The sequence below is a fragment of the Rhizobium esperanzae genome, assembly GCF_014197615.1.
Taxonomy (GTDB): domain Bacteria; phylum Pseudomonadota; class Alphaproteobacteria; order Rhizobiales; family Rhizobiaceae; genus Rhizobium; species Rhizobium esperanzae_A.
In genome coordinates this window covers 151,869-176,145 of sequence record NZ_JACIFY010000010.1, presented here as the reverse complement: position 1 = coordinate 176,145, position 24,277 = coordinate 151,869, and the positions used below count along the sequence as shown (strand labels likewise).

General features: G+C 62.8%; 15 protein-coding genes. 11 read left to right on the top strand and 4 right to left on the bottom strand.

Annotated features, from left to right (window positions below; translation table 11 throughout):
- The first annotated feature begins 6 nt into the window (after positions 1-6).
- Positions 7-1,020, top strand: coding sequence for an alpha/beta hydrolase family protein (locus GGD57_RS15370; RefSeq protein WP_184471103.1), 1,014 nt, complete (start codon positions 7-9; stop codon positions 1,018-1,020).
- Between the two features lie 53 nt (positions 1,021-1,073).
- On the opposite strand, the gene prfB is transcribed toward GGD57_RS15370, so the two are convergent.
- The 3 genes from prfB to GGD57_RS15355 form a co-directional block, all read right to left on the bottom strand.
- Positions 1,074-2,205 (bottom strand): peptide chain release factor 2 gene (gene prfB, locus GGD57_RS15365; RefSeq protein ID WP_184471101.1). Its coding sequence is split into 2 segments (ribosomal slippage): positions 1,074-2,135 and positions 2,137-2,205, totalling 1,131 coding nucleotides; the frame shifts between segments, so codons are not numbered across the junction.
- Positions 2,206-2,362: 157 nt separating this feature from the next.
- Positions 2,363-4,822 (bottom strand): penicillin-binding protein 1A, encoded by a 2,460-nt coding sequence (locus tag GGD57_RS15360; RefSeq protein WP_184471099.1) that lies wholly within the window; start codon positions 4,820-4,822, stop codon positions 2,363-2,365.
- Positions 4,823-5,186: 364 nt separating this feature from the next.
- Positions 5,187-6,443 (bottom strand): N-acetylmuramoyl-L-alanine amidase, encoded by a 1,257-nt coding sequence (locus tag GGD57_RS15355; protein ID WP_184471097.1) that lies wholly within the window; start codon positions 6,441-6,443, stop codon positions 5,187-5,189.
- A 624-nt stretch (positions 6,444-7,067) separates the two neighbouring features.
- Here GGD57_RS15355 and GGD57_RS15350 point away from each other — a divergent pair.
- Entirely contained in the window at positions 7,068-9,944 is a 2,877-nt protein-coding gene (locus GGD57_RS15350) for an Rne/Rng family ribonuclease (RefSeq protein ID WP_184471095.1), read from the top strand.
- 182 nt (positions 9,945-10,126) lie between these two features.
- Here the strand turns inward: GGD57_RS15350 and GGD57_RS15345 are convergent, their stop codons facing one another.
- Entirely contained in the window at positions 10,127-11,785 is a 1,659-nt protein-coding gene (locus GGD57_RS15345; protein ID WP_184471094.1) for an acyl-CoA dehydrogenase family protein, read from the bottom strand.
- A 179-nt stretch (positions 11,786-11,964) separates the two neighbouring features.
- Between GGD57_RS15345 and GGD57_RS15340 the strand changes: the two genes are divergently transcribed.
- The 9 genes from GGD57_RS15340 (at position 11,965) to rpmG (ending at position 23,574) form a co-directional block, all read left to right on the top strand.
- Entirely contained in the window at positions 11,965-12,921 is a 957-nt protein-coding gene (locus GGD57_RS15340) for an aspartate carbamoyltransferase catalytic subunit (RefSeq protein ID WP_184471092.1), read from the top strand.
- A complete protein-coding gene (locus GGD57_RS15335; protein WP_184471090.1) occupies positions 12,918-14,207 on the top strand; it encodes a dihydroorotase in 1,290 nt (429 codons plus the stop codon). The genes GGD57_RS15340 and GGD57_RS15335 overlap by 4 nt, the downstream gene beginning before the upstream one ends.
- Positions 14,208-14,241: 34 nt before the next feature.
- A complete protein-coding gene (gene plsY, locus GGD57_RS15330) occupies positions 14,242-14,862 on the top strand; it encodes a glycerol-3-phosphate 1-O-acyltransferase PlsY (RefSeq protein WP_085736895.1) in 621 nt (206 codons plus the stop codon).
- Positions 14,862-16,004, top strand: a complete 1,143-nt coding sequence (dprA, locus tag GGD57_RS15325; RefSeq protein ID WP_184471087.1) for a DNA-processing protein DprA — start codon at positions 14,862-14,864, stop codon at positions 16,002-16,004. Before plsY ends, dprA begins: the two co-directional genes overlap by 1 nt.
- Before the next feature lie 246 nt (positions 16,005-16,250).
- Positions 16,251-18,905 (top strand): type I DNA topoisomerase, encoded by a 2,655-nt coding sequence (gene topA / locus GGD57_RS15320; RefSeq protein ID WP_184471085.1) that lies wholly within the window; start codon positions 16,251-16,253, stop codon positions 18,903-18,905.
- Between the two features lies 1 nt (position 18,906).
- Positions 18,907-21,279, top strand: coding sequence for a ribonuclease R (rnr, locus tag GGD57_RS15315; RefSeq protein WP_184471083.1), 2,373 nt, complete (start codon positions 18,907-18,909; stop codon positions 21,277-21,279).
- 143 nt (positions 21,280-21,422) lie between these two features.
- Positions 21,423-21,875: a DUF983 domain-containing protein gene (locus GGD57_RS15310; RefSeq protein WP_184471081.1), complete on the top strand. Its 453-nt coding sequence runs from the start codon at positions 21,423-21,425 to the stop codon at positions 21,873-21,875.
- A gap of 254 nt (positions 21,876-22,129) precedes the next feature.
- Positions 22,130-23,314 (top strand): MFS transporter, encoded by a 1,185-nt coding sequence (locus GGD57_RS15305; RefSeq protein ID WP_184471079.1) that lies wholly within the window; start codon positions 22,130-22,132, stop codon positions 23,312-23,314.
- Positions 23,315-23,406: 92 nt separating this feature from the next.
- Positions 23,407-23,574, top strand: coding sequence for a 50S ribosomal protein L33 (gene rpmG / locus GGD57_RS15300; RefSeq protein ID WP_003587245.1), 168 nt, complete (start codon positions 23,407-23,409; stop codon positions 23,572-23,574).
- Positions 23,575-24,277: the final 703 nt, after the last annotated feature.

The following is a 24,277-nucleotide window of genomic DNA, read 5'->3' as shown; positions in this document are numbered from 1 at the left end:
CAAGCGATGAAGCTCGGTTTTCGCGACGGCGTGCTTTACGACGAGCACAGGTCGAACTGGGACGCAGACGGCCCCAGGCCCATCAACTGGTCGCTGTGGTATCCCGCTGCCGATGAGGCGCGAGAAGGCGCTACAGCGGAAAGAAGCTGGTTCCGAAAGGCGGCAGTCGCCCGCAACGCGCCCGCCCGGCCGGCTGCCCGGCCCTACCCCCTCGTCCTGTTGTCGCATGGCACCGGTGGATCTGCGGCCGGACTGGAGTGGCTGGCCCGACGCCTGGTCGATCGCGGATTTGCAGCGCTCGGCGTCAGCCATCACGGTAATACCGGCATCGAGCCCTATCGGGCCGAAGGCTTCGCCTGCCTTTGGGAACGGGCGCCGGATCTGAGCTTCATGCTCGACAGGCGTGACGACTGGCTCGGCGATCTCTTCAGCCATATCGATACATCCCGTGTTTTCGCGGCCGGATTTTCGGCCGGCGCCTACAGCGTGATGCTGCTTCTTGGCGCTGTCGCCCAGTTTTCGCAGTTCGAACCGTCGAGGATGAAGCCGGGCGGCGTGCGCGGACCGAGAGAATTTCCTGACCTTGCCGATCATATCACGGCGCTGCTTCGCACCAGCGCCGTGTTTCGCGATTCATGGTCGCGCATGTCGAAATCGTATCGAGATAAGAGAATCAAGGCCGCGCTCCTTTGCGCGCCGGGCCGATCGGTTCTTGGCTTCAGCGAGGAAAGCCTGAAAGCCGTGGAGGCGCCCGTCCTTATCCTGGTCGGTGATGCCGACAGGGCGGCGCCGGCTGAGGAATGTTCGTCATGGCTGCATGCACGGCTTTCGCGCAGCGCCCTCAAAATCTTCGGCGGCGGGCTTGGACATTATGTTTTCGTGCCGGAGGGCTCGGGGCTGGGCTTTGCCTTCGCCGCAGAACTCTTCACCGATCCCCCGGGGATCGAGCGCGCGGCCGTTCATGACGAGATTGCCGATCTGTCGGCGGCGCTGTTTCAAAACATCGGCGCAATGGCCTGAGTAAAGGAAAAGCCCCGTTTCCGGGGCTTTTGTCTCGATCCTGCTTTTACCTGTCAGTCGACATCCTCGACGACCGCGTCGGCGGCGCCGCTGATGCGGTGGGCAAGGGCTGCTTCCATGAACTCGTTCAGATCGCCGTCGAGCACATCATCAGGCGCGGTGCTGGCAACGCCGGTGCGCAGGTCCTTGACCAGCTGGTAGGGCTGCAGCACGTAGGAGCGGATCTGGTGGCCCCAGCCGATATCCGTCTTGGAAGCGGCTTCGGCGTTGGCGGCGTCCTCACGCTTCTTCAGCTCCGCTTCGTACATGCGGGCACGCAGCATGTCCCAGGCCTTGGCGCGGTTCTTGTGCTGCGAACGCTCCTGCTGGCACTGCACGACGATATTGGTCGGGATATGGGTAATGCGCACGGCCGAGTCCGTCGTGTTGACGTGCTGGCCGCCGGCGCCCGACGAACGATAGGTATCGATGCGGCAGTCGCTTTCGTTGATCTCGATCTGGATCGAGTCGTCGACGACGGGATAGACCCAGATCGACGAGAACGAGGTGTGGCGGCGCGCGTTGCTGTCGTAGGGCGAGATGCGCACCAGCCGGTGCACGCCCGATTCCGTCTTCAGCCAGCCGTAGGCATTGTGGCCCTTGACGAGCAGGGTTGCGGATTTGATGCCCGCCTCTTCGCCGTCGTGAACTTCGAGAAGCTCGACCTTGAAACGCTGGCGCTCGGCCCAACGGGTGTACATGCGCAGCAGCATGTTCGCCCAGTCCTGGCTTTCGGTGCCGCCGGCGCCGGAATGCACTTCGAGATAGGTGTCGTTGCTGTCGGCTTCGCCGGAGAGCATCGCCTCCACCTGGCGGCGGGCGGCCTCGGCCTTCAGGGCCTTCAGCGCATCCTCGGCTTCCCTAACGACGCTCTGGTCGCCCTCTTCCTCGCCGAGCTCGATCAGCTCGATATTGTCGTTCAGCTGCTGTTCCAGCTGCTTGACGCCGTTGACGCCGTCATCCAGCTGCTGGCGCTCGCGCATCAGCTTCTGCGCTTCCTGCGCATCGTTCCAGAGGTTCGGATCCTCTGCCTTGTTATTCAACCAGTCCAGTCGTCTTATCGCCTGGTCCCAGTCAAAGATGCCTCCTCAGCAGGGTGATAGCCTGCTTGGTTTCATCGACCACGTTTTCGATTTCGGCTCGCATTTTCCTGCTTCTCTGTAACGGTCTTCTTCGAATTCTGGTTTGCGTCTGTGTTTGACGCAATTCCGGACGCAAAACCGCTGTGCACTTTTGCTGGAATTGCTGTAGAGACGCCCGCCGCGGATGTAAAGGCCGCAGCGGGCGTTCAAAAATTCGGCGGTCAGAACAGGCCGGGCGTACCGGTCTGGACGGCCTGATTGGCCTGCGGCGAGGTCTTCAGGATCTCCTCCGGCGCCATGGTGCCATCCATGCCGATGACGGAGAAGCTGTCGGCCGGGCCGGTGCCGGGCTTGAAGGCCTCGATGATGGTGTTCGGATCGCCATCGGCGGCGGCCATGCCGGTCTTGCGGTCGATCGAAATCAGGTTCATGCCCGCCGGGATGACGAATTTCGATTCCGGCGTATCCTTGACGGCAGCCTGCATGAATTCGTTGAAGATCGGCGCGGAAAGACCGCCGCCGGTGCCGCCGCGGCCGAGCGGGGCCGGCGTATCGAAGCCCATATAAAGGCCGGCGACCAGATCCGGCGTGAAGCCGACGAACCAGGCGTCCTTCTCGTCGTTGGTGGTGCCGGTCTTGCCGGCGACATCGCGGCCGCCGAGATCGACCTTGCCGGCGGCGGTGCCGCGCTGGATGACGCCCTGCATCATCGAGGTGATCTGATAGGCGGTCATCGGGTCGAGAACGGTTTCGCGGTTGTCGACGACGTTGGGCTCTTCCTGGTTCTGCCAGTCGCCGGCATTACAGCCCTCGCAGAGACGCTCCTCATGCTTGAAGATCGTCTTGCCGTAACGGTCCTGAATGCGGTCGATCAAGGTCGGCTTGATCTGCTTGCCGCCATTGGCGATGACCGAATAGGCCGAGACCATGCGCAGCACCGTTGTGTCGCCGGCGCCGAGCGACATGGAGAGAACCGGCAGCATGTGATCGTAGATGCCGAAGCGCTCGGCATATTCGGCGACGATATTCATGCCGAGATCGTTGGCGAGGCGCACCGTCATCAGGTTGCGTGAATGCTCGATGCCCGAGCGCAGCGTCGACGGGCCGCCGACTTCGCCGCCGTAGTTTTCCGGCTTCCAGACCTGACCGCCGGAGACGATCTCGATCGGCGCATCCATGATGACGGAAGCCGGCGTATAGCCATTGTCCATCGCCGCGGCGTAGACGAAGGGCTTGAACGACGAGCCCGGCTGGCGCATCGCCTGGGTGGCGCGGTTGAATTCGGACTGTGAATAGGAGAAGCCGCCGACCATGGCGAGCACGCGGCCGGTCTTCGGGTCCATGGCGACCAGGCCGCCCTGCACCTTCGGCGGCTGCTGCAGGCGATAGGAGGTCGAGGCGTCGCCGCCGAGCTTGGCGACATAGACGACATCACCTGGGGCGACGGCGCCGACCGGCGATTTCGTGGTCTTGCGGGCGCCGTCGGACGAACGGAAAGCCCATTGCATGTTCTTGGCCTCGATCGTGCCGCGTTGACGGTCGGCGGAAACCTTGCCGCTTGCATCCTTGGCCGGCTGCAGACCGATGTCGACGTTGGCGTCGGACACGGCGAGCACGACGGCAAGCTGCCATTCCGGCACGTCGGACAGGGCGGGAATATCGGCAAGCGCCTTGCCCCAGTCACCGCTTGCATCGATCTGCTTGATCGGGCCGTGGAAACCGCGGCGCTCGTCATAGGTGACAAGGCCGTCCTGCAGCGCCTTGCGGGCAGCGAGCTGCATTTGCGGATCGAGCGACGTGCGCACCGAAAGGCCACCCTCATAGAGGACCTTCTCGCCGTATTGGTCGATCAGCTGGCGGCGCACCGCCTCGGCGAAATAATCCGAAGCGAAAAGCGACGGGCCGGTCGAGCGGGCGGTGACGCCGAGCGGCTGCTTCTTGGCTTCCTCGCCGTCGCTCTGGCTGACATAGCCGTTCTCGACCATGCGGTCGATCACCCAGTTGCGGCGCTCAAGCGCTGCTTCCGGGTGGCGGAAAGGATGGTAATTGGCAGGCCCCTTCGGCAGCGAGGCGAGATAGGCGGCCTCGGCGACGGTCAGTTCGGTGACGGATTTGTTGAAATACGTAAGTGCGGCGCCGGCAATGCCGTAGGAATTCATGCCGAAGAAGATCTCGTTCAGATAGAGTTCGAGGATCTTGTCCTTGCTGTAGGCCTGCTCGATACGGAAGGAGAGGATCGCTTCCTTGATCTTGCGGTCGATCGTCTGGTCGGAACTCAAAAGGAAGTTCTTGGCCACCTGCTGGGTGATCGTCGAGGCGCCGACCGGGCGGCGGCCGGAACCGAAATTCTGCAGGTTGACGAGGATTGCGCGGCCGAGACCGGTGAGATCGACGCCCGGATGATTGTAGAAGTTCTTGTCTTCTGCCGAGAGGAAAGCGGCCTTCACGCGGTCGGGGATGGCCTGGATCGGCAGGAAGAGGCGCTTTTCCTTGGCGTATTCGGCCATCAGAGCGCCGTTGCCGGCGTGGACGCGGGTGGTTACCGGCGGCGCGTAGCTGTTCAGAACGGCATAGTCCGGGAGATCCTTCGCGACGTTGGCGAGATAGATGGCAACACCCGCCGCCGCGACCAGAAACAGGACGCAGGCCATTCCGAAGAAATATCCAAAAAGTCTAACCATATTTTCAGCTACCGGTCTCTTCGATCTTCAATCGGCGCGGACGCAACGATTGCATAGATCAAGGCAATTTGCACGTTGCGCGGCTTACTCCATGAGCGCTACCGCCACAAGCCGATTCCGCGCTCAAGGCTTAGGAAACATAAGCCGGAGTAACGGCGCGATTGTGAGGAAAATAGGGCTCTGTCCGCCGCATTCGCCGCCAACTCGGCGTTTCCGAGGGACTGTCACATCCAAGCAACGCCCCCTCCCCGCCGCCAATCTTAAAGCGTCCGCTTCAGAATTCGATTCATACGAAGCACTTTAAGTCTTTGTTTTCATGGATGCCGCCGCCCGCAACCGCGACTGGATTTCCGGGCAAAATGCATCAGCCGCCATTCGCCATGACGGCGGCGCGGTATCGCTTCACCGCCTCGGTCAACAGACCGACGGTCTTGCCGCGCCAGGTCTCGTCGAGCAGCAGTTTTTCGTCCTCGGCATTCGAAAGGAAGCCGAGTTCGAGAAGGATCGACGGCACGTCGGGGGCCTGCAGCACGCGGAAGCCGGCATGACGGTGCGGATTGTTGATGGTGCCGACCTGATCCTTGAAGGAATTCAGCACGCTCTCGGCCAGCGAGATCGAGAAGGCCTGGGTCTCGCGCCGCGTCAGATCGAGCAGGATATCGGCAACCTCGGGCGGCTCGGCGACGGTCTCCTTGCCGGCGATCTGGTCGGAAAGGTTTTCACGTTCGGCAAGGTCGGCGGCGAGCTTGTCGGATGCCTTGTCGGAGATGGTATAGACGGTGGCCCCGCGGATATCCTTCTGCTTCAGCGTGTCGGCATGCAGCGAAATGAACAGCCCGGCATGGTTCTGGCGGGCGATCAGGACACGCTGCGAAAGCGACAGGAACTCGTCATCTTCGCGCGTCAGGAAAGCCTTGATGCCCGGCTCCTTGTTCAACCGGTCGGTCAGGGCCTTGGCGAAGGCGAGCGTCACCTGCTTTTCCTCGGTCTTGGTGTCGACGCCGATCGCGCCGGTATCGATGCCGCCATGGCCGGCGTCGACGGCGATGACGAAATCGCCGGGAGCAGCCTTCTCGGGCGCCGGAATGGCACTGGTCGTCTGGGCCGCCTCGGTCCGGTCGCTCCAGGATTGCGTCTTGACCAGCTCGGCAAAGGCCTGCTTGTCGATCATCTCGGCATCGAGCACGAGACGATGCCCCTTGCCGGCCTCGTCGGCCTGCACCTTGGCGAGCGCCAGCTTCACCGGCCCGGCCGTCGTCAGCACGATGCGCGCGCTTTCCTCGTCCATCTTGCCGTAACGGATATCCTTGAACAGGCCGCGGGCGGCGAGATCCTTGGCCGGAAAACCGAAGGCGGTCGCCGGCAGGTCGATGACGATGCGTTCCGGATTGGCGATATAGTGGACGGAGAAGCGCGGCTCGCGATCGAAATCGATGACGATGCGCGTCCTTGCATCGTCGCCGACGATGCGCGCGCCATAGGCAAGCAACGGATCCCCGGCCTCGACGGAAGCAGCGACGGCCGGCAGGAGAACAACCGCCAGAAGCGCCGTCAGAACCCGCCTTGCGAATGTCGATCGCCAATCCGCGGATTTCGCCGTGTTCCGAGCCCTCTTAAACAATAAACCGCCACACCCTATCTGTACTGCGATGGAGCCGACACGGCCGCGGCGAACGTCGCCGTGACGAAACACCGGTTGCGGCCTGCCGAATCGCTATCACTTTATCCCCAGCTTCTATGCGTTCTGAAATCCATCAATATTATGGCACATTTGGCTTTTCCCTTGCTATTGTGACACAGAAAACATACAACGAATTTTAGGGTAAAGTGTTGACGGGATAGAGTCGCCGCAGAGGCTGCCAGCCAGATCAGGACCTGGCGCCACACCGGTCATCGTCCGCCGTCTCATGCGCTTCATCCCTAGAACTGGATCCTGATTTTCCGGCTTATTGTCGGAATTCATTGGTGGATCAGCCACCACGCTCTCAGGGAGCAAACTCATCGGACCCGAACGGGTCTTCGTATTTGTCGATCACGCTTGGTTGTTGATGGTTTCGCAGCAGGTTTTATCTGAAGTGTACAGGCCCCGGACCGACATGGTTCCGGCTGCGGTCTGGCTGCTGCCCTCCCCCTCGCATCAGGCGCGACTTTCATTATCCGGCGCGGCTACAGTGGACCGCATTCCTTCTGTTTCAACAGCAGTCGGGAATGCGCTCTCGCGGCCACGCCGAGGAGCACAGCTTACATGGCAGACAAAATGCTTATCGATGCGTCTCACGAGGAAGAGACGCGCGTCGTTGTCGTTCGCGGGAACCGCATAGAAGAATTTGACTTCGAGTCCCAGCACAAGAAGCAGATTCGCGGCAACATCTATCTTGCAAAGGTAACGAGGGTCGAGCCCTCGCTGCAGGCCGCCTTCGTCGATTACGGCGGCAACCGGCACGGCTTCCTGGCCTTCGCCGAAATCCATCCCGACTATTATCAGATACCGCTCGCCGACCGTCAGGCGCTGCTTCGGGCCGAAGCCGAGGAGCATCGCCGCGACGACGATGTCGAGCATGTCGAAACCGCGCCGATGGTCGATCTGTCCACGCAGGATCAGCCGGATGTCGGCATCGTGCCGGCAGAGGCGCCGGAAACGGCTGCCGTAACGGAAGAGCCGGCAGCGGTCGAGGCCGCGGCATCGCCCGAAGCCACCGAGGAAGCGCCTGCCAAGAAGGCACGGCCGCGCCGCAGCCGCAAGAAGGTTGCCGAGCCGGCTGCCGAGACGACCGCGACCGAGGATGCCGTCCCGACCGACGTCGAGGCCGAAGGCGCCTCCAGCGTCGACAACGAGGATGACGGTTCGACCGGCGGCACGATGGCCGCGATGGTGGAAACCGACGAGATCTCCGAGGACATCGATACCAACAAGCGTCGCCACGACGATGACGACGACGATGACGACCACGGCGAAGAGGAAGTCATCGAATCGGTCGGCGCCGAAGACGCCATGGAAGAAGTGCCGGACCGCGTGCAGCGCAAGCCGCGCAAGCAGTACCGCATCCAGGAAGTCATCAAGCGCCGCCAGATCCTGCTCGTGCAGGTCGCCAAGGAAGAGCGCGGCAACAAGGGTGCAGCGCTTACCACCTATCTCTCGCTCGCCGGCCGCTATTCCGTGCTGATGCCGAACACGGCGCGCGGCGGCGGCATTTCCCGCAAGATCACCAACCCTGCCGACCGCAAGCGCCTGAAGGAAATCGCGCGCATGCTCGAAGTGCCGCAGGGCATGGGCGTCATTCTTCGCACCGCCGGCGCCAATCGCACCAAGGTCGAGGTCAAGCGCGACTTCGAATATCTGATGCGCCTGTGGGAAAACGTCCGCACGCTGACGCTCGCTTCCACCGCTCCCTGCCTCGTCTATGAGGAAGGCTCGTTGATCAAGCGCTCGATCCGCGACCTCTACAATAAGGATATCGGCGAGATCATCGTTGCCGGCGAAGAAGGCTATCGTGAAGCGAAAGACTTCATGAAGATGCTGATGCCGAGCCATGCCAAGGTGGTTCAGCCCTATCGCGACATCCACCCGATCTTCTCGCGCTCGGGCATCGAAGCCCAGCTCGACCGCATGCTGCAGCCGCAGGTGACCCTGCGTTCCGGCGGCTACCTGATCATGAACCAGACGGAAGCGCTGGTCTCGATCGACGTCAACTCCGGCCGCTCGACGCGCGAACACTCGATCGAGGACACCGCGCTGCAGACCAACCTCGAAGCCGCGGAAGAAATCGCCCGCCAGCTTCGCCTGCGCGACCTTGCCGGCCTGATCGTCATCGACTTCATCGACATGGAAGAGAAGCGCAACAACCGCGCCGTCGAGAAGAAGCTGAAGGAATGCCTGAAGAACGACCGCGCCCGCATCCAGGTCGGCCGGATCTCGCATTTCGGCCTTCTCGAAATGTCGCGCCAGCGTATCCGCGCATCGGTTCTCGAATCGACCACGCAGGTCTGCTCGCATTGCGGCGGCAGCGGCCATGTACGTTCGCAGTCCTCCGTCGCGCTGCATGTGCTGCGTGGCATCGAGGAATATCTGCTGAAGAACACCACGCACAACATCACCGTGCGCACGACGCCTGACATCGCGCTCTACCTGCTCAACCACAAGCGCCAGACGATCATCGATTACGAGAACCGCTTCGGCGTGGCGATCGTCATCGATGCGGACGGTTCGGTCGGCGCGCAGCATTTCGCGATCGATCGCGGCGAGGCTGTCGAAAACCCCGTCAAGATCGAAACGCTCTTCAACTTCGCGGCCATTCCCGAGGATGACGACGACGATATCGTCATCGAGGCGGATGAGGACGAAGACGAGGAACTCGAAGAAAAGCCGGCCGCTTCCGAGCGCCCCGTCGCTGCACGCTCGGAAGGCGAAGGCGACGGCAACCGCAAGCGCAAGCGCCGCCGGCGCCGCCGCGGCCGCAACGGCAATGCCGAGCAGCCGGTATCGGCTGCTGGTGAGGCCGGCGACGAGGATGAGGATGGTGACGACGAGGGCGGCGAAGGCGATGAAATCGCCGAAGGCACGCCTGAAACACAGGCTGAAAGCGAAGAATCGCAGCGCCGCAAGCGCCGCCGTCGCGGCAAGCGCGGCGGTCGCCGCAACCGCGCCGAGGATGGTTCCGAACTGACGGCCGGCGAAGCCGGAGAAGACAATGGCGGCGGCGAGGACGAAGGCGACGACGCTTCGAGCGAAAGCGCACCGAGCGAGGCCGTAGTGGTCGAGGCGGTTGCCGAGCAGGCTGACGAAGGTCAGGCCGCAGCGGCTGCCGTCGAGGGTGTGGCCGTCGTCACCGAGGATGTGAAGCCCGCTCGTGGCCGTGGCCGCCGCAAACCCGCCGCAGCACCGGTCGAAGAGCCGGTCGTGGAGACGGCACCTGTAGCCGAGGCAGAACCGGAACTGGTCGAAGCCTCCGCCGATCTCGAAACGCCCGTTCAGGAAGAGGCAAAGCCGGTTCGCGCCAACCGCGAATCCAACATCTCCTCCTCCGAGCCGACGGTGAAATCCACCACCCGCGTCGAGAATGGCGACAGCGACGACGGCAAACCGAAGAAGGCCGGTTGGTGGCAGCGCCGCGGCTTCTTCTGAACGCTGATTTTCGGACGTAAATAATCAATCCGGCTGCGGCAACGCGGCCGGATTTTCGTTTATGGCAAGGGTATCGTCATTGGTCTTGAGACCATCCAGCGTCTTTCGCGCGTCTCAAAAGACGCGCAGCCCAAGGAGATCGCGGAGACAAGGCCCTCATAGCGATCATTCCCCGCCTGCAATCAGGCCGCCGGCGGATAGAGCAGGTCGACGATGTAGCTGGCGTCGAAGCGGGAATCGAGCATGCCGTAGGTAGAGCGCCAGCCGCCGGCAAGGCGCGTCTCGATGAAGGCATCGGCGATGCGCCCAGCGCCCAGCCGATAGAGTTCGGCGGCGCCGGCGGCGAGCGCCAGCTGCTCGACGAGCAGGCGCGCGGCGCCCTCATCCTGTTCGCACAGCGCGATTGCGGCGCGCAGGACGTCGATGGTCTTCTTGCCGGCGGGGCCGAGATCGCGGGCAAGGCCCGCAAAGACCGTTTCGAACAGATCCTTGCCACGGTTGAGCACGCGCAGCACGTCGAGCGCCATGACGTTGCCGGAGCCTTCCCAGATGGCGTTGACGGGCGCCTCGCGGTAATGGCGGGCGATCGGGCGTTCCTCGATGTAACCGTTGCCGCCGATGCATTCCATCGCTTCGTAGATCAGCGCGGGGGCGATCTTGCAGCACCAGTATTTGGCGACCGGCGTCATGACGCGGGCATAGGCCGCCTGCTCGGCATTGCCGCGCGCCTTGTCGAAAGCATCGGCAAGGCGGAAGGACAGCGCGGTGGCGGCGGCGACATCGAGCGCCATGTCGGCGAGTACGCGCGTCATGATCGGCTGGTTGACGAGCATCTTGCCGAAGACGCTGCGGCCGCGGGTATGGTGCACGGCCTCGGCCAGCGAGGCGCGCATCATGCCTGAAGAGGCCAGCGCGCAATCGAGCCGCGTCAGCGTCACCATGTCGAGAATGGTGCGGATGCCGGCATCCGGGCCGCCGAGCAGAAAGCCGAAGGTGTCTGAAAATTCTACTTCGGCAGAGGCGTTGGAGCGGTTGCCGACCTTGTCCTTCAGCCGCTGGAACTGCAGGCCGTTGGCGGAGCCATCTTCCAGCAGGCGCGGCACGAGGAAGCAACCCATGCCGTCCTTGGTCTGCGCCAGCATGATGAAGGCATCGCTCATCGGAGCGGACATGAACCATTTGTGGCCGGAGAGCCGGTAGATGCCTTCGCTGACCTTTTCCGCCGCGCTGCGGTTGGCCCGCACATCCGTGCCGCCCTGCTTTTCCGTCATGCCCATGCCGATGGTGACAGCGGACTTCTGCATGGCCGGCTTGTTCGACGAATCATATTTGCGCGACAGGATCTTCGGCGCCCAATCCTTCTGCACCGCGGGCGAGGCCGAGAGCGCGGCAACGGAGGCGCTGGTCATCGTCAGCGGGCAGAGATGACCGGATTCCAGCTGCGACGTCAGATAGAAGCGGGCGGCGCGAACCTTGTGGGCCTCGTCCTTGGCTTCGGTATCGGCCTGCGGGTCCCAGACGGAGGAATGCAGGCCGACCGACATGGAGCGGCGCATCAGCGCGTGCCAGGCGGGATGGAATTCGACGACATCGAGGCGCTCGCCGCGCGGACCATGGGTGCGCAGCTGCGGCGCGCCCTGGTTTGCCATGCGCGCCAGCTCCTGCGCCTCCGGGGAGGTGACGTAGCGGCCCATGTTTTCCAGGTCCTCGCGGATGCCGCGCGGCAGGGCTGCCGTCAGATCGACGATCAGCGGATCGGATCGATAGGCGTTGATGCCGGACCACAGGCTCGGCTGGTTGAGTTCTGCGAGTTTGTCGTCAGTCCGGTTGGCGGAGGTCATAATTCGCTTCTAGTGTAAGAACCCGGCAAAGGGAAACCGGAAGTTATGATTCGGTTCATTCTGCTCTATCGGAATTCCGGCGAAAATGCATGGGGACATAAGCCTTTGCCCACAGCGCATGCTTGCCCCGGCGGGCCGCACTCTTTATAGACCCGCCAGAGACAGCAAGAGGCAGTGTCATGGTCTTTTTCCCCCACCGCCACCTCATCGGCATCAAGGGCCTCACCGAGCAGGATATCACCTATCTGCTCGACAAGGCCGACGAAGCCGTCAAGATCAGCCGCCAGCGAGAGAAGAAGACGTCGACGCTGCGCGGGCTGACGCAGATCAACCTGTTCTTCGAGGCATCGACCCGCACGCAGGCCTCGTTCGAGCTTGCCGGCAAGCGGCTCGGCGCCGACGTCATGAACATGTCGGTCGGCAATTCCTCGGTGAAAAAAGGCGAAACGCTGATCGATACGGCGATGACGCTGAATGCGATGCGCCCCGATGTGCTGGTGATCCGCCATTCAAGCGCGGGGGCCGCTGCCCTCCTCGCCCAGAAAGTCTCCTGCTCGGTCGTCAACGCCGGTGACGGGCAGCATGAACATCCGACCCAGGCACTGCTCGACGCGCTGACGATCCGCCGCGCCAAGGGCAAGCTCTCGCGCATCATCGTGGCGATCTGCGGCGACGTGCTGCATTCGCGGGTGGCGCGCTCCAATATCCTGCTGCTCAATGCGATGGGCGCCCGCGTCCGTGTCGTCGCGCCCGCCACTCTCCTGCCCGCCGGCATCGCCGATATGGGCGTCGAGGTCTTCCATTCGATGAAGGAAGGGCTGAAGGACGCCGACGTGGTGATGATGCTGCGGCTGCAGCGCGAGCGCATGTCCGGCGCCTTCGTGCCGTCGGTGCGCGAATACTATCATTTCTACGGGCTCGACGGCGAAACACTGAAGGCGGCGAAGGAGGATGCGCTGGTCATGCATCCCGGCCCGATGAATCGCGGCGTCGAGATCGCCTCCGAGGTGGCCGACGGCCCGCAGAGCGTGATTGCCGAACAGGTGGAAATGGGGGTCGCGGTGCGCATGGCCGTGATGGAGACGCTGCTCGTCTCGCAGAACCAGGGTCCCCGAACCGATGGAATGAAGGCATGAGCAACCCGATCGTCCTCAAGAACGTCCGCATCGTCGATCCCTCGCGCAATCTCGACGAAGTCGGCACGATCATCACAGAAAACGGCCTGATCCTGGCCGCCGGCAGCGATGCCCTGAACCAGGGTGCGCCCGAAGGCGCCGATATCCGCGACTGCACCGGCCTTGTCGCCACACCCGGCCTCGTCGATGCGCGCGTCCATATCGGCGAACCCGGCGGCGAGCATCGCGAGACGATCGCCTCGGCGAGCCGGGCAGCGGCTGCCGGCGGCGTCACCTCGATCATCATGATGCCGGACACCGATCCCGTCATCGACGACATCGCGCTGGTCGAATTCGTCAAGAAGACGGCGCGGGATACGGCCGCCGTCAACGTTTATCCGGCAGCCGCCATCACCAAAGGCCTTGCCGGCGAGGAGATGACCGAGATCGGCCTCTTGATGCAGGCGGGCGCCGTCACCTTCACCGATGCCCATTCCAGCGTTCACGACACGCAGGTGCTGCGCCGGATCATGACCTATGCGCGCGAATTCGGCGCCGTCGTCTGCTGTGAAACGCGCGACAAATATCTCGGCGCCAACGGCGTCATGCATGAGGGGCTTTTCGCCAGCTGGCTCGGGCTCTCCGGCATCCCTCGGGAAGCCGAACTCATCCCGCTCGAACGCGATCTCAGGATCGCCGAACTGACACGCGGCCGCTATCACGCAGCGATGATTTCGGTGCCGCAATCGGTCGAGGCGATCGAACGCGCCCGCAGCCGCGGCGCCAAGGTCACCGCAGGTATCTCGATCAACAATCTGGCGCTCAACGAAAACGACATCGGCGAATACCGCACCTTCTTCAAGCTCTATCCGCCGCTGCGTCCGGAAGACGACCGGGCGGCCATGGTCGAGGCGCTCGCGCGCGGCGCGATCGACATCATCGTCTCCTCGCACGACCCGCAGGACGTCGATACCAAGCGCCTGCCCTTCGGCGAGGCAGAGGATGGCGCCGTCGGCCTGGAAACCATGCTGGCGGCAGCGCTCAGGCTTCACCATGGCGGCCAGGTGAGCCTGATGCGCCTGATCGACGCCATGTCCACCCGCCCCGCTCAGATTTTCGGGCTTGATGCCGGCACGCTGAAGCCGGGTGCCAAGGCCGATATCGCGCTGATCGATCTCGATGAGCCTTGGCTTGTCGCCAAAGACATGCTTCTCTCCCGCTCGAAGAACACGCCGTTCGAAGATGCGCGCTTCAGCGGGCGGGCAGTCGCGACATATGTCTCGGGAAAGCTCGTCCACGCACTCTAGGAGACGGCCAGGCCACGGAGGGCCGAGGGGGCATATGTTATCCAATCTCATGTCATGGCAGATCACGCTGCCGATTGCGCTTGCCGCCGCCGTCATAGGCTATCTCTTCGGCTCCATTCCTTTCGGCCTGATCCTGACGCGCGCCGCCGGCCTCGGCGATGTGCGCAGCATCGGCTCGGGCAATATCGGCGCGACCAACGTCTTAAGAACCGGAAACCGCAAGCTTGCCGCAGCAACGCTGCTGCTCGATGCGCTGAAGGCATCGGCGGCGGCCTGGGTCGTCGGTTATTTCCTCGGTGAGGAGGCAGCGATCATCGCCGGCTTCTTCGCCTTCATCGGCCATCTCTTCCCGGTCTGGATCGGCTTCAAGGGCGGCAAGGGTGTCGCCACCTATATCGGCACCCTGCTCGGCGTAGCGCCGATCATGGTCGTGCTCTTTGCCGCCGTCTGGCTGGCGGTCGCCTTCACCACCCGCTACTCCTCGCTGTCGGCCCTGGTCGCCATGCTCGTCACGCCCGTCGCGCTCTGGATCCTCGGCAATGAAAAGGTTGCGGCTGTCATGGCGATCATGACGCTGATTTCCTACTGGAAGCACAAGGCGAATATTTCGCGCCTGATGAGCGGGACGGAAAGCAAGATCGGGGCGAAGGGATAATGGATGCGCTGAGCGCCGGACCAAAAGGCGTCGTGCTGAGCGAACGGCAGAGAATTGCCTGGCTGCGCCTCATCCGTTCCGACAATATCGGCCCAGCCACCTTTCGCGATCTGATCAATCATTTCGGCTCGGCCGAGGCGGCACTCGCAGCCCTGCCGGAGCTTTCGGCGCGCGGCGGCGCGACGCGGGCCATCCGCATCGCCAGCGAGGCCGAGGCGCATCGGGAACTCGAAGCCGCGCATCGCTTCGGCGCCCGCTTCGTCGGCATCGGCGAGCCGGACTATCCCCAGGCACTGAAGCAGATCGACGGCGCGCCGCCGCTGCTCGCCGTCAAGGGCACGCTTGCCGCCGCCAAACGACCGGCGGTCGGCATTGTCGGCTCCCGCAACGCCTCCGTCGCCGGCGCCAAATTCGCGGCAATGGTGGCGCGTGACTGCGGCCGGGCCGGCTATACCGTGGTCTCGGGTCTTGCGCGCGGCATCGATACGTCAGCGCATCGGGCAAGCCTCGAAACAGGCACGATCGCAGCACTCGCCGGCGGCCTCGACCAGCCCTATCCGCCTGAGAATATCGGCCTGCTCCAGGAAATAACCGGCGGCAACGGCCTGGCGGTGAGCGAAATGCCCTTCGGCTGGGAGCCCCGCGCCCGCGATTTTCCGCGCCGGAACCGGCTGATCGCCGGCATCGCGCTCGGCCTCGTGGTCATCGAAGCGGCAACGCGCTCGGGCTCGCTGATCACCGCACGGCTTGCCGGCGAGTTCGGCCGGCTGGTGTTTGCCGTGCCCGGCTCACCGCTCGACCCGCGCTGCCACGGCACCAACGGCCTGCTGAAGGACGGCGCTTCTATCGTTACCACACCCGCCGATGTCGTCGAGGCTTTGGCGCCGCTGACGCAATTCGAGCTCTTCCCGTCATCGATGGCGGAGCAACCGGCAGGTGACGGAAAGGCGATGACGATGCCGCCGGGCGATTCAGACCGGGCCCGCATCATCGATGCGCTCGGGCCGACCCCGGTCGAGATCGACGACGTCATCCGCCATACCGGCCTGTCGGCATCCGCGGTCTATCTCATCCTTCTGGAGCTCGATATATCAGGCAGGCTGTATCGGCATCAGGGCGGTCTCGTCTCGCTTTCCGATTGAACTCTACGCGATATCCGCGCGCGGCGTCGAAAACCGCAGAACCGCGCCAAAAGCGATGGAAAACCCATCTAAAATTGTATTTTTCTTGAATTCCTGCTTTGGACGCAGCGGATGCAAGAGGTAAAATTGTAGCAAACCCCTTGACCGCAGCGATTTCCCTGTCCATGTCGGAGGGCCGAGATCCATGTTGCGGTGTGTGTTGCGCTGGCTTAAACGCTGGCGTCGTTTCCTTTTTAGAGAATCATCATGAATGTTGTAGTGGTGGAATCGCCTGCCAAGGCCAAGACGATCAACAAGTATCTGGGTTCGGGATACAAGGTGCTCGCCTCCTTCGGCCATGTGCGCGATCTGCCTGCCAAGGATGGCTCGGTCCTCCCCGATCAGGATTTCGAAATGCTTTGGGAGGTGGACGGCGCCTCGGCCAAGCGGATGAAGGACATTGCCGACGCGGTGAAATCCTCCGACGGCCTGTTTCTCGCGACCGACCCGGATCGCGAAGGCGAAGCGATTTCCTGGCACGTTCTCGACATGCTGAACAAGAAGCGGGTGCTGAACGGCAAGCCGGTCAAGCGCGTCGTCTTCAACGCGATCACCAAAAAGGCGGTGCTCGACGCCATGGCAGATCCGCGCGACATCGACGTGCCGCTGGTCGACGCCTATCTGGCGCGCCGGGCGCTGGACTATCTCGTCGGTTTCAATCTCTCGCCGGTGCTGTGGCGCAAGCTGCCCGGCGCACGTTCCGCCGGCCGTGTCCAATCGGTCGCGCTTCGCCTGGTCTGCGACCGCGAATCCGAGATCGAGCGCTTCATTTCGGAAGAATACTGGAACATCTCCGCACTTCTGAAGACGCCGCGCGGCGACGAGTTCGAGGCAAGGCTGGTTTCGGCCAACGGCAAACGGCTGCAGCCGCGGGCGATCGGCAACGGCGAGGATGCGGGCCGGCTGAAGGCCCTGCTCGACGGCGCAAGCTATGTCGTCGACACGGTCGAGGCCAAACCGGTCAAGCGCAACCCGGGACCTCCCTTTACCACCTCGACGCTGCAGCAGGCCGCCTCCTCCAATCTTGGCTTCTCCGCCTCGCGCACCATGCAGATCGCCCAGAAGCTTTATGAAGGCGTCGATATCGGCGGCGAGACCGTCGGTCTCATCACCTATATGCGAACCGACGGCGTGCAAATGGCGCCGGAGGCGATCGATGCTGCGCGCAGCGCCATCGTCGACCAGTTCGGCGACCGCTATCTGCCTGAGAAAGCGCGCTTCTATTCCACCAAAGCCAAGAACGCCCAGGAGGCGCACGAGGCGATCCGTCCGACCGATTTCTACCGCTCGCCCGACCGCGTGCGCAAATTCCTCGATGCCGACCAGATCCGGCTCTACGACCTGATCTGGAAGCGCGGCATCGCCAGCCAGATGGCGTCGGCCGAGATCGAGCGCACCACGGCTGAAATCACCGCCGACAACAAAGGCGAGAAGGCCGGCCTGCGCGCCGTCGGTTCGGTCATCCGCTTCGACGGCTTCATCGCCGCCTATACCGATCAGAAGGAAGACGGCGAGCAGAGCGACGACGGCGACGAGGATGGCCGCCTACCGGAGATCAATGCACGCGAGACGCTCGCCAAGCAGAAGATCAATTCGACGCAGCATTTCACCGAGCCGCCGCCGCGCTATTCGGAAGCCTCGCTGATCAAGAAGATGGAAGAGCTCGGCATCGGCCGCCCCTCCACCTATGCCGCGACGCTGGCCACACTGCGCGACCGCGACTATGTGACGATCGACAAGCGCAAGCTGATCCCGCAGGCCAAGGGCCGGCTGGTGACGGCTTTCCTCGAAAGCTTCTTCACCAAATATGTCGAATACGACTTCACCGCCGCTCTGGAGGAAAAGCTCGACCGGATTTCCGCCGGCGAATTGAACTGGAAGCAGGTGCTGCGTGATTTCTGGAAGGATTTCTTCGCCCAGATCGAAGACACCAAGGAACTGCGCGTCACCAATGTGCTGGATTCGCTGAACGAGGCGCTGGCGCCGCTGGTCTTCCCGAAGCGGGAGGACGGCAGCGATCCGAGAATCTGCCAGGTCTGCGGCACCGGCAACCTGTCGCTGAAGCTCGGCAAATACGGCGCCTTCGTCGGCTGCTCGAACTATCCGGAATGCAATTATACCCGCCAGCTCTCCTCCGAAAACGGCGGCGAAGCGGAAGGTGTCGCTCTCAACGAGCCGAAGAACCTCGGCACCGATCCGACGACCGGCGAGGAGCTGACACTGCGCTCGGGCCGCTTCGGCCCCTATATCCAGCGCGGCGACGGTAAGGAAGCCAAACGCGCCTCGCTGCCGAAGGGCTGGAAGCCCGAAGAGATCGACTACGAAAAGGCGATGGCTTTGATCTCGCTGCCGCGCGATATCGGCAAACATCCGGAATCAGGCAAGATGATTTCGTCAGGCATCGGGCGCTATGGGCCTTTCCTGCTGCATGACGGTTCCTATGCCAATCTGGAAACCGTCGAGGACGTGTTCTCGGTCGGCCTCAACCGCGCCGTGACTGTCATCGCCGAAAAGGCGAACAAGGCGCCAGGCCGGGGTGCCCGCGGCACGCCGGCGGCGCTGAAGACGCTCGGCGATCATCCCGACGGCGGCGCCATCACCGTTCGCGACGGCAAGTACGGTCCCTATGTCAACTGGGGCAAAGTCAACGCCACGCTGCCGAAGGGTAGGGATCCGCAGGCGATCACCGTCGAGGAGGCGCTGGCCCTGATCACCGAAAAGGCCGGCAAGGCGCCCGCCGGCAAGGCATCCAAGGCGAAAGCCAAGCCGAAGGCGGCCGCGGCCGAAACCAAGACCACCAAGACGGCGGCCAAGCCGAAGACAACGAAGGCGAAAGCGCCCGCGAAATCGAAAAAGAGCTGACGTGAGCAGAATACCGCGCGACAGAACGAACCCTGCGGGCAAGCGTCCGGGCAAGATCGGCCGCGCCGGCAAGGATGCACCCGCCGTCGAGCCGCTGAACATCGTGCACGGCGCCCTGCCGTCGCGCGAGGTGATCCTGCGCTTCATCGCCGATCATCCGCAGAAAGCCTCCAAACGCGAGCTCGCCAAGGCTTTCGGCCTGAAGGGCGACAACCGCGTCGAGCTCAAGCACATGCTGCAGGAGCTCGAGCAGGAAGGCATGCTGCAGAAGAGCCGCAAGTCGCTCATTCGTCCCGGCGCACTGCCGCCCGTCACCGTTCTCGATATCACCACACGCGACAAGGACGGCGATCTGATCGGCCGGCCGGCGGAATGGCCGGAGGACCAGGGTGTGGCGCCTGCCGTCGCCATCCGCCAGCAATCGCCGGCGGGCCGCCAGGGCAAGGGCAAGGCACCCGTCGCCGGCCTCGGCGACCGGATCCTCGCAAAGATCTTCCCGGCCGTCGATCGCGGCGGGCCGGCCTATACGGCGCGGATCATCAAGGTGATCGACAGACGCCGCGGCGCCTCGATGGGCGTTTTCCGCACAGCACCCGGCGGCGGCGGCCGGCTGCTGCCGATCGAACGGCGCGGCGAGGAGATGGTGATCGATCCCGACTTCACCGGCGGCGCTGAAGACGGCGATCTGGTCGAAGTCGAAATCGCCCGCCTCGGCCGTTTCGGCCTGCCGCGTGCCAAGGTGCTCTCCGTCGTCGGCTCCGTCGGTTCGGAAAAGGCGATCTCGATGATCGCCATCCATGCGCACGGCATCCCGCATGTCTTCCCGCCCGCCGTCATGGCCGAGGCGGAAGATGCGAAACCGGCGACGATGTCGCATCGCGAGGATTGGCGCGACGTGCCGCTGATCACCATCGATCCGGCCGACGCCAAGGACCATGACGATGCCGTCTATGCCGAGCTCGACCCCTCGCCCGACAATCCCGGCGGTGTCGTCGTCACCGTCGCGATCGCCGACGTCTCCTGGTATGTCCGCCCCAAGTCGCCGCTCGACCGCGAGGCGCTGAAACGCGGCAACTCCGTCTATTTCCCGGATCGCGTCGTGCCGATGCTGCCGGAGCGCATCTCCAACGATCTCTGCTCGCTGAAGGAAGGCGTCGACCGCCCGGCGCTTGCCGTGCGCATGAGCTTTTCCGGCGAAGGCCGCAAGATCGGCCACACATTTCATCGCATCATGATGAAGAGCGCGGCAAAGCTCTCCTACCAGCAGGCGCAGGCGGCGATCGACGGTCAGCCGGACGATCGGACCGGACCGATGCTCGAGCCGATCCTGAAGCCGCTCTGGCACGCCTATGAGGTGATGAAGCGCGGACGCGACCGGCGCCAGCCGCTGGAACTCGACATGCCGGAGCGCAAGATCCAGCTGAAACCCGACGGCACGGTCGACCGCGTCGTCGTGCCGCCGCGCCTCGATGCGCACAAGCTGATCGAAGAGATGATGATCCAGGCGAACGTCTCGGCCGCCGAGACGCTGGAAAAGAAACGCCAGCCGCTGATCTACCGCATCCATGACGGCCCGACGCTCGCCAAGCAGGAAATCCTGCGCGAGTTCCTGGCCACGCTCGGCATCCCGCTCGCCAAGGGCGGCAACATGCGCGCCAACAATTTCAACGGCATCCTGGCGAAGGCGGACGGCACGCCGCATCAGACCATGGTCAACGAGATGGTGCTGCGCTCGCAGAGCCAGGCGATCTACGGCCCGGAAAATATCGGCCATTTCGGCCTCAACCTGATGAAATACGCGCATTTCACCTCGCCGATCCGCCGTTACGCCGATCTTATCGTGCATCGCGCCCTCGTCGGTTCGCTCGGCTTCGGCGAAGGCGGCATCACCCCCGAGGAAGAAGCCACGCTCGACGATATCGCCGCCGAAATCTCGACCTTCGAGCGCCGGGCCATGGCAGCCGAGCGCGAGACGGTCGACCGGCTGATCGCCCATCACCTTGCCGGGCGAGTCGGCGAAGAATTTGCAGGACGGGTCTCAGGTGTGACGAAGTCGGGGCTTTTTGTCGCCCTGCCGGACTATGGCGCCGACGGTTTCGTCCCCATATCTACGCTTGGCAGCGATTATTTCATCTATGACGAGGCACATCAGGCGCTCTCGGGCGAACGGACAGGGCTCGGCTATCGCCTTGGCGACACCGTCACGGTGAAGCTCGCCGAGGCAATCCCGCTTGCCGGCGCGCTGCGTTTCGAGATGATCAGCGAAGGGCGCCAGATGCCGACGGCGGTGCGCTCCTTCCACAAAGCCGGCCGCCGCGACAAGGGTCAGGTCCGCAAGAAGCCCGGAACGAGGCCGCCGCGCGGGCGGCGCTGACGCGCGTCGCGTCACATTTGCTTCATGCGACGCGGCTCAACTCTTATTTTCATGCATGTCGTTGTCACGGAAACGCTGCCATTTCCAGGCGACATGCATTAGAGCGGTTCAGGTTTCACGGAAGCGCCGAAGAGGAACATACGATGAGCACACCGACCGATCCGGCTGTCCGCTACAGGGATGCGCCCGAGGTCGAGCGCCCGGTCGGGCGCTCCATCATGCGCGGGCTGATGAACCGCTGCCCGGCCTGCGGCAACGGCAGGCTCTTCCGCGCCTTCCTGAAGCCTGTCGATCATTGCGCGGCCTGCGGCGAGGCGATGCATCACCAACGCGCGGACGACCTGCCGCCCTATATCGTCATCCTCGTTCTCGGCCACGTCGTGGTCGGCGGCTATATGCTGACCGACATGACTTTCATACTGCCGGTATGGGTGCATCTTGCCATCTGGGCGCCGATCACCGTCGTGACGGCGCTGGCCTCGATCCAGCCGATCAAGGGCGGTGTCATCGGCCTGCAATGGGCGTTGCGCATGCACGGTTTCGGTGGAGAAAGCGACGATCCCGACGATTACGACATCCCGGGCCGGCCGGAATAGCGCCTTCACCTTCCAGACATATTTGACGTGTAGTGGCAGCGCTCCACCGATCACCACCCGAACGCGGCAGCCGACGATGCTCAACGACTTGACATGAAGCTTTTCTTGTCTGAACAGGCTTTACATTCCGCAGGTGGTCACTCACATCGGAAATACTGCGAAACTCCGCCCGTCACCCGGATTTGGCACGCCTGTGTCTTTCTGTGTGAGGTGGCCGGCCGATTCGCTCGCGTAGCTTTTCTAAGGATGGATAAATGTCTCAGCCGAGAAACGGCACACCAGGCGATGTCGAGGAAATCCATTGGCCTTCTCTGGTGGCAGCCATCTCGTCGATCTCAGCCGTCGGCATAGCAATCGGCCTCGGGCTCCCGCTTCTCAGCATCATCCTCGAAAAACGCGGCATCTCGTCCACTCTGATCGGGCTCAACACGGCGATGGCCGGGGTCGCGGCGATGGCTGCCGCCCCGATCACCACCAAGCTCGCCCATAAATACGGCGTTGCACCGACAATGCTCTGGGCCGTGCTGATTTCGGCGCTGAGTGCACTCGGTTTTTATTATGCCGAGGATTTCTGGATGTGGTTTCCGCTGCGTTTCGCCTTCCATGGCGCGACGACGACGCTGTTCATCCTCTCGGAATTCTGGATCAACGCCGCTTCGCCGCCTTCCAAACGCGGCTTCGTGCTCGGCATCTATGCGACCGTGCTGTCGCTCGGTTTTGCGGCCGGGCCGCTGCTGTTTTCGATCCTCGGCAGCGACGGCATCTTCCCCTTCCTGATCGGCGCCGGCGCCATTCTGCTTGCCGCCATTCCGATCTTCATCGCCCGCGACGAAAGCCCGATACTCGAGGAAAAACCGGAGCTGCATTTCATGCGCTACGTCTTCCTGGTGCCGACGGCGACGGCGGCGGTCTTCATCTTCGGCGCGGTCGAAGCGGGCGGGCTGTCGCTTTTCCCGGTCTTTGCGGTGCGCGCCCATTTCACCGAATCACAGGCAGCCCTTCTGCTCACCATGATGGGCGTCGGCAACGTCATCTTCCAGATCCCGCTCGGGCTGCTTTCCGACCGCATCGGCGACAAGCGGCCGCTTCTGGCCGGCATGGCGCTGATGGGCTTCATCGGCTCGATGATGCTGCCCGTGCTGCTCGACAACTGGCTGCTGATGGCCGGGCTCCTGCTCTTCTGGGGCGGCTGTGTCTCCGGCCTCTATACGGTCGGCCTCAGCCATCTCGGCTCGCGGCTGACGGGATCCGACCTTGCCGCCGCCAATGCCGCCTTCGTCTTCTGTTATGCAATGGGAACCGTGGCCGGGCCGCAGGCGATCGGCGCGGCGATCGATGTCGCTGGAAATAACGGGTTTGCCTGGGCGATTGCCGCCTTCTTCGGTCTTTACGCCCTACTTTCCGGCATCAGACTGATGTTCATTCGAAAACGGACTTGACTTTTCGGACAAGATTCGTAGTTTCGCGCCAGAATTTGCCGTGGAGCCCATCCGGCTTCCACGGCTTTCATTTTCTTAAAGGCAGGACGACTATGGCCAAGGCTACAACAATCAAGATCAAGCTGCTGTCGACAGCCGACACCGGTTTCTTCTACGTCACGACGAAGAACAGCCGTACGATGACGGACAAGATGACGAAGACGAAGTACGACCCGATTGCAAAGAAGCATGTCGAGTTCAAGGAAACCAAGATCAAGTAATCACTTGATCTCCGGGCTTTTAAAAAGCGCGCGCCTTCGGGTCGCGCGTTTTTTGTTGCCTGGATTGATCCTCACCGAAAGATGATAGCGCAAACAGAAAAACGCCGCCCTTCCATCTTCGGGAAGTGGCGGCGTTTTCGTGTAAGGGGGTCGACCAGCATGCAAAACGGCACGAGGAACCGCTATAATTTGCGTACCAGCCGACCGACCCCACGACCCAGGAGATGCGGCGGACCTGAGCATCATGGGGTATCGACAACTCCTCATCGGGAGCGCTTCTCTTATGAGCCGATAATTTGCGCAAAAATGAAAGAAAATCAACAAATTCTTAATGGTGAAATTTCTTAGCTTGATTCTATGGTTAAAAGTCCGATTTTGGGACATACAAAGATTTCTCGGCTCTGCTTGGAACTGAAGCCTAATGCCGGATCGCGCCAAGAAAATCGACACTATAACGTAATAACTTACGCCTCCCCTCCCCTTACGTTAGGTGACGTCGCCGCACTCTATTTGCGCCTGCGGGCGACGGGGGCATTTTTATAGTCTTCATTTCATCGGGGGCAAAGGCGTCGACACCCCCAAGACTATCGCGCGGCGACATATCGTCAGCAAAGCCGAAAGTCCATTTTTGGCCGATAGAGTTCTAAAATTTTCGCCTCGCATTGCGGAGGTGAAATTAAAAATCGGTAACACTTTACTTACC

Bases quoted from the DNA above. Each gene is read 5' to 3' on its own strand.
- GGD57_RS15370 (WP_184471103.1), top strand. From the start codon at position 7: ATGAAGCTCGGTTTTCGCGACGGCGTGCTTTACGACGAGCACAGGTCG.
- GGD57_RS15360 (WP_184471099.1), bottom strand. From the start codon at position 4,822: ATGGTTAGACTTTTTGGATATTTCTTCGGAATGGCCTGCGTCCTGTTT.
- GGD57_RS15350 (WP_184471095.1), top strand. From the start codon at position 7,068: ATGGCAGACAAAATGCTTATCGATGCGTCTCACGAGGAAGAGACGCGC.
- GGD57_RS15345 (WP_184471094.1), bottom strand. From the start codon at position 11,785: ATGACCTCCGCCAACCGGACTGACGACAAACTCGCAGAACTCAACCAG.
- GGD57_RS15340 (WP_184471092.1), top strand. From the start codon at position 11,965: ATGGTCTTTTTCCCCCACCGCCACCTCATCGGCATCAAGGGCCTCACC.
- GGD57_RS15335 (WP_184471090.1), top strand. From the start codon at position 12,918: ATGAGCAACCCGATCGTCCTCAAGAACGTCCGCATCGTCGATCCCTCG.
- plsY (WP_085736895.1), top strand. From the start codon at position 14,242: ATGTTATCCAATCTCATGTCATGGCAGATCACGCTGCCGATTGCGCTT.
- dprA (WP_184471087.1), top strand. From the start codon at position 14,862: ATGGATGCGCTGAGCGCCGGACCAAAAGGCGTCGTGCTGAGCGAACGG.
- topA (WP_184471085.1), top strand. From the start codon at position 16,251: ATGAATGTTGTAGTGGTGGAATCGCCTGCCAAGGCCAAGACGATCAAC.
- GGD57_RS15310 (WP_184471081.1), top strand. From the start codon at position 21,423: ATGAGCACACCGACCGATCCGGCTGTCCGCTACAGGGATGCGCCCGAG.
- GGD57_RS15305 (WP_184471079.1), top strand. From the start codon at position 22,130: ATGTCTCAGCCGAGAAACGGCACACCAGGCGATGTCGAGGAAATCCAT.
- rpmG (WP_003587245.1), top strand. From the start codon at position 23,407: ATGGCCAAGGCTACAACAATCAAGATCAAGCTGCTGTCGACAGCCGAC.